Origin of the sequence: Duganella sp. P38 (assembly GCF_050859475.1) — a bacterium.
Classification (GTDB): Bacteria; Pseudomonadota; Gammaproteobacteria; order Burkholderiales; family Burkholderiaceae_D; genus Rugamonas.
Window position 1 is genome coordinate 4968525 of record NZ_CP193936.1, and the last position, 12548, is coordinate 4981072.

13 protein-coding genes are annotated in these 12548 nt (G+C 63.7%); 1 reads left to right on the forward strand and 12 read right to left on the reverse strand.

All coding sequences use genetic code 11. The features are described from left to right. Window positions 1–13: 13 nt before the first annotated feature. From ACRQ5J_RS23140 to ACRQ5J_RS23175, 8 genes are all read right to left on the reverse strand, one after another. Entirely contained in the window at window positions 14–817 is an 804-nt protein-coding gene (locus ACRQ5J_RS23140) for a MinD/ParA family ATP-binding protein (RefSeq protein WP_432380166.1), read from the reverse strand. Then, window positions 810–2237, reverse strand: coding sequence for a flagellar biosynthesis protein FlhF (gene flhF / locus ACRQ5J_RS23145; protein WP_432380167.1), 1428 nt, complete (start codon window positions 2235–2237; stop codon window positions 810–812). The genes ACRQ5J_RS23140 and flhF overlap by 8 nt, the downstream gene beginning before the upstream one ends. Window positions 2238–2366: 129 nt before the next feature. Then, on the reverse strand, window positions 2367–2513 hold the full coding sequence (locus ACRQ5J_RS23150) for a hypothetical protein (RefSeq protein ID WP_432380168.1): 147 nt from the start codon (window positions 2511–2513) through the stop codon (window positions 2367–2369). A gap of 513 nt (window positions 2514–3026) precedes the next feature. Then, entirely contained in the window at window positions 3027–3230 is a 204-nt protein-coding gene (locus tag ACRQ5J_RS23155; RefSeq protein WP_432380169.1) for a hypothetical protein, read from the reverse strand. 43 nt (window positions 3231–3273) lie between these two features. Then, window positions 3274–5397, reverse strand: a complete 2124-nt coding sequence (gene flhA, locus ACRQ5J_RS23160) for a flagellar biosynthesis protein FlhA (RefSeq protein ID WP_432380170.1) — start codon at window positions 5395–5397, stop codon at window positions 3274–3276. Beyond that, complete coding sequence (flhB, locus tag ACRQ5J_RS23165; RefSeq protein WP_432380172.1) at window positions 5394–6584, reverse strand: flagellar biosynthesis protein FlhB; 1191 nt, start codon at window positions 6582–6584, stop codon at window positions 5394–5396. The genes flhA and flhB overlap by 4 nt, the downstream gene beginning before the upstream one ends. A 120-nt stretch (window positions 6585–6704) precedes the next feature. Then, window positions 6705–7682: a fumarylacetoacetate hydrolase family protein gene (locus ACRQ5J_RS23170; RefSeq protein WP_432380174.1), complete on the reverse strand. Its 978-nt coding sequence runs from the start codon at window positions 7680–7682 to the stop codon at window positions 6705–6707. Next, a complete protein-coding gene (locus ACRQ5J_RS23175) occupies window positions 7679–8395 on the reverse strand; it encodes a pseudouridine synthase (RefSeq protein WP_432380176.1) in 717 nt (238 codons plus the stop codon). Before ACRQ5J_RS23175 ends, ACRQ5J_RS23170 begins: the two co-directional genes overlap by 4 nt. A gap of 123 nt (window positions 8396–8518) precedes the next feature. Here ACRQ5J_RS23175 and ACRQ5J_RS23180 point away from each other — a divergent pair, with 123 nt between their 5' ends. After that, window positions 8519–8806 (forward strand): hypothetical protein, encoded by a 288-nt coding sequence (locus ACRQ5J_RS23180; protein WP_432380178.1) that lies wholly within the window; start codon window positions 8519–8521, stop codon window positions 8804–8806. Window positions 8807–8976: 170 nt separating this feature from the next. Here ACRQ5J_RS23180 and ACRQ5J_RS23185 read toward each other — a convergent pair whose 3' ends face one another. From ACRQ5J_RS23185 to ACRQ5J_RS23200, 4 genes are read right to left on the reverse strand one after another with little or no spacing between them, the layout of a single operon-like run. Continuing rightward, window positions 8977–9966, reverse strand: coding sequence for a S49 family peptidase (locus ACRQ5J_RS23185; RefSeq protein ID WP_432380180.1), 990 nt, complete (start codon window positions 9964–9966; stop codon window positions 8977–8979). A gap of 19 nt (window positions 9967–9985) precedes the next feature. Then, window positions 9986–10351: a Rieske (2Fe-2S) protein gene (locus ACRQ5J_RS23190; RefSeq protein ID WP_432383714.1), complete on the reverse strand. Its 366-nt coding sequence runs from the start codon at window positions 10349–10351 to the stop codon at window positions 9986–9988. After that, a complete protein-coding gene (locus ACRQ5J_RS23195) occupies window positions 10351–11010 on the reverse strand; it encodes an HAD-IIIA family hydrolase (RefSeq protein ID WP_432380181.1) in 660 nt (219 codons plus the stop codon). The genes ACRQ5J_RS23190 and ACRQ5J_RS23195 overlap by 1 nt, the downstream gene beginning before the upstream one ends. A 10-nt stretch (window positions 11011–11020) precedes the next feature. Further along, a complete protein-coding gene (locus tag ACRQ5J_RS23200) occupies window positions 11021–12001 on the reverse strand; it encodes an RluA family pseudouridine synthase (protein WP_432380183.1) in 981 nt (326 codons plus the stop codon). Window positions 12002–12548: the final 547 nt, after the last annotated feature.

The window sequence follows — 12548 nt, forward strand, 5'->3', positions numbered from 1 at the left end:
GAATATTTGTGTTCTAATCAAGCGCGCAGTTGGTTGTTTCCCCCAGCGCAAAGCGGCCCGCCAGCTGGCGGAACGCGACAGATGCCCCTGCCAGCGGAAACGCATCGACCACCGCGCGCCCGAGGCGCGCTGCGCGTTGCAGGTATTCATCCGCCGGCACCGATCCCATCGACACCAGATTGACGGCAAGGTAACGGCTTGCCGCCTGTGCCATATTATCATAGACCAACCTCGCTTCGTCTTCAGAGGCGCCGGTGACCAGGATGCCGAACGGCCGCCGGCCCAGTTCCTGGTTCAGGCGCTTAATCATACTGTACGCCGCCTTGATCGAGGTAGCGCTATTGGAGACTTGTACGACGATATCCGAGCTGGCCATGATCGGCACCGGGAAGGCCTCGCCGTCGAACTCGCCGTCGACCAGCACCATGCCGGTCTGCTTGGCCAGCACGTCGAACGCCTTGGCCAGGCGGCGGGTGTCGTCCGGGCCGGTGCGCGGCGTGCCGCGCGTCATCGACGCCACCGCGAAGCCCTGCGGCACCTGGTGGATCACCTGGTTCAGCGCGCACTCCTGGCGCGCCACGTTCAGCAGGCTGTGGCCGCCGTCGAGGCCGAGCCGGCTGGCGACGCCGTGCGCGCTGGCGCAGGCGTCGACCACCAGCACGTCGTTGCCGGCGCGCGCCAGCGAGGCGCCCAGGTTGACCAGCATGGCGCCTTTGTCGTCCTGCGGCGCGGCCGACAAAAAGGTGACGATGCGGGGCTGCGCCCCGGCCAGCATGCGGCGCAGTCCCTCCGCCTGGTCGAAATCGAAGTTAGCCAAGGTGCACCTCGCGCATGGCGTGGTCGTTGCTCATCAGCAGGGGCAGTTCCGCGTCGTGGTACTGGGTGTTGACGACCTCGCGTTTCAATTTGAACGCGCGGTCGATCAGGTAGGCCGGGTCGGCCAGGTGCAGGTCTTCCGGCACGCGCTGGCCGTTCGACACGTAGAACAGGTTGAGCTTGTGGCGGATCACCACGTCCAGCGCGTTGCCGATCGCGGCCGCCTCGTCCAGCTTGGTCATGATGCAGCCGGCCAGGCCGCTGCCCTGGTAGGCGCGCACCACTTCGCTCAGCGTCTCCTGGGTCGCGGTCGCGTTCAGGCACAGCAGGCGTTTGACGTTGGCGTCGGCGCCTTGCAGCATCGACACCTGCTCGGTGACCATCTGGTCGCGCTGGCTGACGCCAACCGTGTCGATCAGCACGGTGTGCTTGTTCTTCAGTTCCTTCAGCGCGATGCGCAGGTCGGCCTCGTCCTTGACCGAGTGCACCATCACGCCAAGGATCTTGCCGTAGATGCGCAGCTGCTCGTGGGCGCCGATGCGGTAGGCGTCGGTGGTGATCAGCGCCAGCTTGTCCGGGCCGTGGCGCATCACGCAGCGCGCAGCCAGCTTGGCGGTGGTGGTGGTCTTGCCGACGCCGGTCGGGCCGACCAGCGCGAACACGCCGCCCTGGTCGATCAGCGCATCTTCGTTGACCATGGTTTGCAGGTTGCGCGTGAGGACGGTCTTGATCCAGCGCAGGCTGTCGGCGGCGTCGCGGCCGGCCGGCAGTTTTTCGATCAGGTAGCGCGCCAGGCTGGCCGAGAAGCCGGCCGCCAGCATTTCGCGCAGCACGGCGGTCTTCTGCGGCTCGCGCGCTTGCGTCGCGCCCCACGACAGTTCAGCCAACTGGGTTTCCATCATGCCGCGCATGGCGCGGATTTCATTCATCATGCCGCTCATTTCGACGGCGGCCGATTCCTTGGCGCTGGCAACGGCGGCGCTGACCATGGCGGCGATCTGCTGGGCGTCGATGGACGGCGCCTTCGGCTGCGGCGCCGGTGCGGCCGCGGCGGCGACCTTGGTGGCCAGCGAGGTGTGCGAGGCGACCACGCGGCGCTGCGGCTGCTGCGGCAGGCTGGCCGGGCGCGGCGCGGCGGCGACCGCAGGCGACATGTGCGGCAATTCATCTTCAAAACGCGGTTCGACGCGGCCGGCGGCGATCACCGGCGCGCCCAGGTCCAGCGACGGCGCCGGCTCGGCCATCGGCGAGTGCGGCGCCGGCATGGCCAGCGAGGCGGCGTCGTCGTTCGCCAGCGCGAGGATTTCGACGACGCCATCCGATTGACGGTTGGACAGGATCACGGCGTCAGGGCCGAGGGATTCGCGGACTTTGCGCAGCGCTTCGCGGGAAGTCGGTGCGGTAAATTTTTTCACGTTCATGACCGTCTCTCAATGTAACCAGGTTGAGCAGTGCGTCCGCAATGGCAAACGCCTTACTCCAATGCTGTCCATTATTGACGATGCACTCTGGAAACGATCCGATGAACAGGGGCAGAAATGGCCCGTATTTCAGTCGCCGAAAACCTCGGCCAGCGACTCCGCCTCGACGGCGTTGAGCGCCCATGCCGACAGCTGCTTCACATTGGCCGCGGCCAGCTGCTGCGCCACCGCGCCATCAAGCGGCCCGAAGCGCTTGACCAGCATGGCGGCAAGCACCTCCGCGCCGCCCTCCTGCCGTCCCTCCTGCCGTCCCTCCTGCCGTCCCTGCCGCCGCCCCGGCGGAGTCCTTTGCCGATCGCATGCCGTTCAAGGCTAGTCAGATAAGTCATGCTCTCCCTCCTTTGCAAAGCGATAGCGCCCCGCATGTAGCGGGCCTGCAAGCCGTCCGGCAGGCGCATCATCCAGTCGATCACTTTGAAAAAACTAATCATACGCCCCCTGCCCCGCTGGCGCGCGTACAGAATTTTGGTCAGGCGCCACTTGGCGATGCGGCGCCGATGCGGATGATGCCGGGTCTGCTGCGTCAGCAGATGCGCAGCGGTGACCAGGGCAAACGGATTCGCATGGGCCAGCAGCTCCGGCAGGCGGCCGGCGTAGTCTTGCAACTTCGCCACAGGAAAAGTCAGGCACATCTCGCAGCCCAGCATCTGATAGGCATACGACGAAGGCCGCCATCGCGCGTCCTGGTCCGCCAATACGGCCAGGCTGGCCAGCGGCCGAAGGTAATGGTCATACACGCGGTAATGCCAGCTTGTCGAGCAGTCGGGTGCCCAGCTCGGCGTCGCGCGACAGGGCTGCCAGTTCCTGGTCGAGGAAATCGTGCGGCCGCGACCAGTCGATCGCGTCATACGCGTCGGGGAAGTAAAAGGCCATGAATTCGGGCAGGTGGCCGGCGATGGCCTGCTTCCATGGCGTGTCGTAGTCGTCATGCATGCAGGCAGTCTAGCCTGCCCGCCTGCACGCGACGCGAGCTGGATCAAGCCGGCTGCTGCCCCACCAGCGCGGTGACGCGGATGGTTTTGCTTTCCGGGATTTCCGCGTGCGACAGCACCTTCAACTGCGGCAGCGAGCGGCGCAGGAAGCGCGACAGCAAGGCGCGCAACGGTCCCGGCACCAGCAGCACCGGCGTCAGGCCCAGCGCCTCCTGCTGCTGCGTCGCGGCGGCCGCCTGCTGCGCAATCGTATCGGCCGGGCCCGGCTCGATGCCGGCGCCGTCCGGCCCGCTGGCCGCCAGCGCCTGCATCAGCAAACGCTCCAGGCGATTGTCCAGCGTCATCACCGACAGCTCGCCGGCGCCGGGAAACAGCTGCTGCACGATCGCCCGGCCCAGCGCGATGCGCACCAGCGCCGTCAGGTCGTTCGGGTCCTGCGTGTGCACGGCGTGCTCGGCCAGCGTCTCGATGATGGAACGCATGTCGCGGATATGCACGCCTTCGATCAGCAGGTTCTGCAGCACTTTTTGCAGCGTCGACACCGACACCATCTTCGGCACCAGATCCTCCACCAGCTTGGGCGATTCCTTGGCCAGGTGGTCCAGCAGCGCCTGCACCTCGGCCCGCCCCAGCAGCTCGGACGCGTGGGTGGTGATCAGGTGATTCAAATGGGTCGCCACCACCGTGCCGGCGTCGACCACGGTATACCCCATGCCCTGGGCCTGGTCGCGCAGGCTGGCGTCGATCCACACCGCCGGCAGGCCGAAGGCCGGATCGGTGGTCACCATGCCTTGCAGCGTGCCGGTCGCCATGCCTGGATTGATCGCCAGGAACTGGCCGTTGAAGGCCTCGCCCGCGCCCACCTCGACGCCCTTGAGCGCGATGCGGTAGGCCGACGGCTTGAGCTCCAGGTTGTCGCGGATGTGCACCGGCGGCGCCAGGAAGCCCACCTCCTGCGCGAATTTCTTGCGGATGCCCTTGATGCGCTTGAGCAGCTCGCCGCCCTGGGTCTTGTCCACCAGCGGAATCAGGCGGTAGCCGACCTCCAGCCCCAGCGTATCGACCGGCATCACGTCCTGCCAGCTGGCCTCCTCCTGCTCGGCCGCCGCCGCCGCGGCCGGCGCGGCCGCTTCGGCCGCAGCCGTCTCGGCCGCCACCTTGGTCACTTTTTTCTTCGACATCAAATAAGCCGAGCCGCCCAGCGCGCCGGCCAGCGCCAGAAACACCAGGTTCGGCATGCCGGGAATCAGGCCCAGGCCGCCAATGATGCCGGCGGTGATGTACAGCACTTCGGGCTTGGCGAACAGCTCGCCCACCAGCTGGCCGCCGATGTCCTGGTCGTTGGCCACGCGCGACACCACGATACCGGCCGCAATCGAAATGATCAGCGAAGGAATCTGCGCCACCAGGCCGTCGCCGATGGCCAGCAGCGTGTAGTTCTTGGTGGCGTCGGCGAACGGCATATCGTGCTGGATCACGCCGACCAGCAGGCCGCCGACGATGTTAATCACCGTCACCAGGATGCCGGCCACGGCATCGCCGCGCACATACTTCGAGGCACCGTCCATCGCGCCGTAGAACTCGGCTTCCATCGACACTTCGCTGCGGCGCTTCTTGGCTTCCGCCTCGCCGATCAGGCCGGCGTTGAGGTCGGCGTCGATCGCCATCTGCTTGCCCGGCATCGCGTCCAGGGCGAAGCGCGCGCCCACCTCGGCGATACGGCCGGCGCCCTTGGTCACCACCACGAAGTTGATGATGGTCAGGATGACGAACACCACGATACCGACCGTGTAGTTGCCGCCGATCAGGAAGTGGCCGAAGGCCTCGATCACCTTGCCGGCGGCGTCGGCGCCGGTGTGGCCCTCGGTCAGCACGATACGGGTCGAGGCCACGTTCAGCGACAGGCGCAGCATGGTCGACACCAGCAGTATCGTCGGGAAGGACATGAAGTCCAGCGGCTTGACCGTGTACAGCGAAGTCAGCAGCACGATCACCGACAGCGCGATATTGAAGCTGAAGAACAAGTCCAGCACAAACGCCGGCAGCGGCAGGATCATCATCGCCAGCAGCATGATGATCAGGATCGGCGCCGCCAGGCTGGCCTTGTTCTGCGACGAGGCCAGGCCTTGCAGCCATGGCGGTAACTTCACGTTGCTGAGGGCGTTCATGCGGATGCTCCGTTATTCAAATCAGGTTGCGGGCCGTGCTTGGGGACAAAGGCCGGGTCCAGCGGGTCCATGGTGGGCGGCACGTCGAGTTTCTTCGGTTCTTCCGGACGGTTGCCGCCGCCGCGGTTGAACAGGCGCAGCTGGAACACATAAGCCAGCACCTCGGCCACGGCCGCGTACAGCTGCTCCGGAATCTCGTCGCCGATCTCGGTGTGCTTGTGCAGCGCGCGCGCCAGCGCCGGCGCTTCCAGGATCGCCACCTTGTGTTCCTTGCCCAGCTCGCGGATCCTGGCCGCCACCTCGTCGGTGCCCTTGGCCACCACCTTGGGCGCGCCGCGCATGCTGTCGTTGTACTTGAGCGCCACCGCGTAGTGGGTCGGGTTGGTGACGATGACGTCGGCGGTCGGCACGTCGGCCATCATGCGGCGCTTGGCCATCTCGCGCTGCAGCTGGCGGATCTTGCCCTTGATCTGCGGATTGCCGTCGGACTCCTTGGACTCCTGGATCATTTCCTGGCGCGTCATCTTCAGTTTGTCGGCGTAATGCCACATCTGGTAAGGCGCGTCGATCGCCGCGATCAGGCCCAGCGCGCCGACGATGAACATGAAACTGGCCGCCAGCATATTGGCGGTGTGGGCGATGCCCAGCTTGAGCGGTTCGACCGCCAGCCCGATCACCGCGTCCTTGTACTTGAGCACCACCAGCCAGGCGACAAACGCCACCACCACCGTTTTCAGAATGGCTTTGACCAGCTCGACCAATGCGTTCTTCGAGAACATATTGGCGACGCCCTTGATCGGATTGAGTTTGTTGAAGTTGGGCATGAACGACTTCGAGCTGAACAGCCAGCCGCCGACCAGGATCGGCGACGCCAGCGCCACCACCATCACCGCCACGCCCAGCGGCAGGCAGGCGATCAGCACCTGCACCAGGTCCATGCCGATGCGGCGTATCAGCACGTCGGCGTTGAAAATCTGTTCCTGGTCCAGCGCCAGGCCGGACACCATCACCGCCTCGAGCTGGCGGATCACCATGTCGCCCATCGCCCACAGGCCGGCGCCGGCGGCCATCAGCACGGTAAACGTCGCCACTTCCCGCGAGCGCGGGACGTCGCCTTCCTCGCGCGCCTGCTCGAGGCGCTTCGCTGACGCGGGTTCGGTCTTTTCGGCGTCGCTGTCTTCTGCCATATCGGGTCTGCCTGCTGCGTGGGTTAATCTTCGACAGTGCCATTATCGATGGCGGCAGCGGCATATCATCGGTGGAATACGGCAGGTTTTCACCGCCATATCCACGATTCCACGGGGAAATTAAATCGGCTTGACGATCTGCTCGATGGCGCCGAACACGGATTTGCCGTCGTCCAGCATTTCGATGCGGATGGTGTCGCCAAAGGCCATGAATGGCGTCACCGGCGCGCCGCCGGCCAGCGTCTCCAGGCAGCGCTGCTCGGCGATGCAGGAATAGCCGCGCCTGGCGTCGCGGTTGGACACCGTGCCCGAGCCGATGATGGAACCGGCGCGCACATTGCGCGTCCTGGCCAGGTGGGCGATCAGCTGCGGGAAGTTGAACACCATGTCGACGCCGGCGTGCGGCTTGCCGACCAGCTTGTCGTTCCAGGTCGACAGCAGCGGCAGGTGCACCTTGCCGCCCTTCCAGGCGTCGCCCAGCTCGTCCGGCGTGACCGCCACCGGCGAGAAACTGGTGGCCGGCTTGGCCTGCACGAAGCCGAAGCCCTTGGCCAGTTCGTCCGGAATCAGGTTGCGCAGCGACACATCGTTGGCCAGCAGCAGCAGGTGGATGCGCTGGTGCGCCTGGTCCGGCGTCGCGCCCATGGGCACATCGTCTGTGATCACGCACACTTCCGCCTCGAAGTCGAGGCCCCACGCCTCATGCGCCAGCACGATGTCGTCGGTCGGGCCGAGCAGGTCGTCGCTGCCGCCCTGGTACATCAGCGGCTCCTCCCAGAACGAGGCCGGCAGCTCGGCGCCGCGCGCCTTGCGTACCAGCTCGACGTGGTTGACATAGGCCGAGCCATCGGCCCACTGGAACGCGCGCGGCAGCGGCGCCATGCAGTTTTTCGGCTCGAAGTCGAAGCTGCGGCGGCCGCCGCCCCGGTTCAGTTCCTGGTAGATAGCGTCGAGTTGCGGGGAGATGAAGGCCCAATCGTCGAGGGCGCGCTGCAAGGTGCGGGCGATGCCGTCGGCCAGCTGGGCGCGTTTGAGGTCGCGTGACACCACCATCAGCTGACCGTCGCGGGTGCCGTCTTTCAGGGTGGCGAGTTTCATGCCGGGGCGAGCAAGGCGAGTTGTTCGGGGGTCAGGTAGCACCAGTCGCCTTCCTCGATGTCCAGCGACGCCAGTTCCAGGCCGCCGATGGCGGAGCGGTGCAGCGCCGCGCAATGGTTGCCGGCGGCAGCCAGCATGCGCTTGACCTGGTGGTATTTGCCCTGCTCCAGCACGATTTCGAGTTGATGCTCGCCGCGCTTGATGCAGGTCTGAGCCGCCAGCGGCTCCGGCTCGTCGTGCAGCTTGACGCCCGACAGCAGTTCAGCGATCAGCTTATCGCTCACCGGCTCGGCGGTAGTGGCCTGGTAAATTTTGGGGACATGCCGCTTCGGCGACGATTGTGCATGGATAAAGGCGCCATCGTCCGACATCAGCAGCATGCCGGTGGTGTCGTGGTCGAGCCGGCCGACCGGCTGCACATCGCGCCAGGTCAGCTCTTCCGGCAGCAGCGTCAACACGCCCGGATGGTGGCTCGGCTTGCGCGAGCACTCGTAATTCTGCGGCTTGAACAGCGCGATATACACGTGTTCGCGGTACACCACGTCCTCGTCGAACAGGCGGAACACCAGGCCGTCGGTTTCGATGGTTTCTTTGTAATTGTCGTGCACCACGCCATTGATGGCGACTTCGCCGTCCTCGATCAGGGAGCGGCAGTATTTGCGGGTGCCATAGCCCTGCGATTGCAGGATGCGGTCCAAGGATAATTTGCTCATGGCCGCGATTTTACAGGAGTATGCATCCTTGATACATATCAAGCCATGGCGGGATGCGATTGATAGACTGAAACCGCATTAGGAATCCGCCTACTGCTCATCGGAATACTCAGCAGGACCATCATGACTTATATTGCCAACCCAGCGGCGCAAGCCCAGGCCGCCCATCACCGCACCGCCCTGTTGCTCGACCGCTGCCGCGCCGGCCAACCGGCGCTGGCCAGCGCGCAAACCCTGTGGTACAAATATCAACAAACGCTGTTCCTGGCCTGGCTGGACGCCGGCGGCTTCGCGCACACGCAGACGGAACAAGAAAACAGCGGCACGGAGCCGCTGTTTTCAGTCCCACGAAAGGACTTGGAAGAGGAATCGCAATTCACTCTGGTCCGCATCGATGATGCGGTTGAGTAGTTCCGTCTATCACCGTGAATCAAGAACGTGCTGACAACAAGCTAATGTTTATATCGGCCCCCCTTGGAAAGAACTACAACACCACTATAGTTCATCACCTCGGAGATGCAAGTGAAAACAAGGCCGTATTGATAATGTTAATCGCCAAGCCACTTGCACCATGGCGCCGGCTAATGCAGGCTCGGCCGTACAGCATCGACCGCCGACTTCATTGCGCCGGCGCCCATGGCGGCGCCGAATTTCTTCAGCACGCGCTCCTGCAAGCCCTCGTGCGTGGTGTAGTCGACGATGTCCTCGGCCTTGATGACGTCGCGGGCGACCGAGTCGACGCTGCCGTAGGCGTCGGCCAGGCCCAGTTCGATGGAGCGGGCGCCGGTCCAGAACAGGCCGGAGAACATGTCCGGCGTTTCCTTCAGGCGCTTGCCGCGTCCGGCGCGCACCACGTCGATGAACTGCTGGTGGATTTCGTCCAGCATGTGCTGGGCGTGCTGCTTGTGCTTTTCCGTTACCGGGCTGAACGGGTCCATAAAACCCTTGTTCTCGCCGGCCGTCAGCAGGCGGCGCTCGACGCCCAGCTTTTCCATCGCGCCGGTAAAGCCGAAGCCGTCCATCAACACGCCGATCGAGCCGATGATGCTGGCCTTGTTGACGTAGATGCGGTCCGCGCCGGCGGCGATGTAATAACAGCCGGAGGCGCAAATTTCGTCCACCACCACGTACAGCGGCTTGCCCGGATAGCCCTTGCGCAGGCGCACCATCTCGTCGACGATCATGCCGGCCTGCACCGGGCTGCCGCCAGGGCTATTTATATGTAGCACCACCGCCACCGAGCCGGCGTCGGAAAACGCCTTGTTCAGCGCCGGGATCACCACGCCGGCCGAGCCGCTGCCCTCGGCTTCGATGGCGCCCTCGACTTCGATCAGCGCCGTGTGGCGGCCCAGCGCTTCACTGTCCGAGCCGGTCCAGCTGATGTCGAAATACGCGCTCAGCGCGAACACGATCACCAGCAGCGTCATCGTCTTGAAGAAAATGCTCCAGCGGCGCGACGCTTTTTGCTCCTTCAGCGTGGCGAACACCAGTTTTTCCAGCACCTCGCGCTCCCAGTTGGACGCGGCCGGCCGTGCTGGCTGGGAAGGATTCGTATCGAGGTTATCGCTCATGGAAGACTTTTCTTGTTAATCAGGCGCGCGCGGGGCGCAGGTACTCATCTGGTTGCCAAAAGATTTGCTGGTCGTGCTCGACCACCGTAATCGGCCGCAGCCGGCCGCCACGGCAGGGGCCGCCGGCGCACTGCCCGGTTTCCGGCACATACACGGCGCCGTGGGTCGAACACATCAGGTACAGCTTGCTGGACTCGAAGAACTCGCCCTCTGCCCAGTCCAGTTCAATCGGCACGTGGGCGCAACGGTTCAGGTAGGCATACGCCTGGCCGCCGTGGCGCACCACGAAACCAGTGGCGTCGTTGCCGCCGGCGGTCAGCGCAAAGCGCACGCCCTTGCCGCCATTTTCAATGGCGTCCGAGGCGCAAATCAGAATTTCATCCATCAAGCGTGCTCACTCAGCCATTGATGCAGTTCGGCGACGGTTTTGGCCGAGAACAGCGGCTTGCAGACATGCAACTGCTCGACCGGATGGGCGCCGTACTCGACCGCGATACCGGCCGCGCCGGCATTGCTGGCCATCAGCAGATCGTGCGTGGTATCGCCGATCATCACGGTACGCCGCATATCCTGGCCTAACTCCCGCGTCAGCTCCTGCAACATGGCTGGATGCGGCTTGGAAAAGGTTTCGTCGGCGCAGCGCGTGGCGTCGAACAGCGACAGCACTTTGACATCATTCATGGCGCGGTTCAAGCCAACCCGGCTCTTGCCGGTGGCCACCGCCAGGAAATAGCCGTTTTGCGACAAATCCTCCAGCATGTCATGCACGCCCGGGAACAGGCTGATCTCGTGATCGCGCGACAGGAAGTGGTAGCGGTAGCGCTCCACCATGCGCGGATAGTAGGCCGGATCGATGTCCGGCAACACCGCCTGCATCGCCTCGTGCAGGCCGAGGCCGATCACGTGGGCCGCCATATCGTCGCGGGGCACCGGCAGCGCCAGGTCGCGCGCGGCCGCCTGGATGCATTTGACGATAGTCGAGGTCGAATCCATCAACGTGCCGTCCCAATCGAAGACGATCAGATCAAATTGCTTTCTTGCCATGTGTTTGCGATTAGTTAAGAGGTTTGCCCAAGCTTACCAAGAATCGCTCACATTCGGCGGCCAATGGCGCATTGAGCGTCATCTTTTTACCGGATTCGGGATGGGTAAAGGTAATCTGATGCGCGTGCAGGAACATGCGCTTCAGCGCGCCGCGCGTGTCGGTGGCTTTTTGCAAAGCCTTGTTCAACGCGAAATCGCCGTACTTATCGTCCCCCAGGATCGGGAACTCCGACGATGACAGATGAACGCGGATCTGGTGGGTGCGGCCGGTTTTCAGCTCGGCCTCCAGCAGCGCGTAGCCGTCGAATTTTTTCAGCAGCGAGAAAATCGTGTGCGAGGCCATGCCGTCGGCCGACACCGACACCCGGCGCTCGCCGTCGGCCGTCGTGTATTTATGTAACGGCAACTTGATGTGCTGGCGCGCGTTTTTCCAGTCGCCGGCCACCATGGTCAGGTAACGCTTGTCAGTGAGGCCGTCGCGCATCTGTTCGTGCAGGCTGGTCAGCGCCGAACGTTTCTTCGCGAGCAGCAACAGGCCCGAGGTTTCGCGGTCCAGCCGGTGCACCAGTTCGAGGAACTTGGCGTCCGGGCGCGACGCGCGCAACTGCTCGATAACGCCGAACGACACGCCGGAACCGCCGTGCACGGCCACGCCGGCCGGCTTGTCGATCACCAGCAGGTGGCTGTCCTCGAAAATAATCTTGAACTCGGCGGCCGGCACGTGGTTGTCCGGTTTTTCCGCCAGGCGGATCGGCGGGATCCGCACGACATCGCCTTGCACCAGACGGTATAGCTGGTCGATACGACCTTTGTTAACGCGCACTTCACCCGAGCGCAGGATGCGATAAACGTGGCTTTTTGGCACGCCTTTGCAAACACGCAACAGGTAGTTATCGATCCGTTGACCGGCTTCTTCTTCAGTGATGGTTACGAATTGGGCTTGCAGCGGGGCGGACGTTGAAGCGGGAACAACATCATTTTGCATCTTCATTTGCTCTGTCTTCCCAGAAATCTCTCTAAGTCCTTCATTTTGAATATATAATCGTTTCGCTGCGGTTCAAACTGCGGCAAGTGTAAGAATAAAAGCACATTTTACACAGGGGCGTCTCCACTGGCCTCGCCAAATTGCAAATTCAGAGGAAAAAATGTATACGCACCGCCCTTGTCGGAGTCAGGGTTGCACCGTAGTTGTAATCGGATGGCGACAGGGATGTTGAAGAAGATTGATTGGATAGTAAGGATAAAGTCCGGTCAGCCAGTTCACAGGGGCTGGCCGGTTGATGAGAAGTTGATAACGCTTGCCGTTTTCGCCAGACCCCATGCTCACTGCAAGCTCGACGGAAGGCTGAAACCAGCCTGGTTACCGAAGTTGCAACACTTGTAGTATGAAAGCCTGGTCGAGATCTGGCCATTATGACGCTGCTCTCCGTCTGTTCTTTTCTGCCGTCCGTTGGGGCCGCATGGAGAACTACAGATGAAGCGAGCACTCGGCATGTCGATCAACCTCATGCGCCCAGTTGCGGCCGCCCACGCGGCCG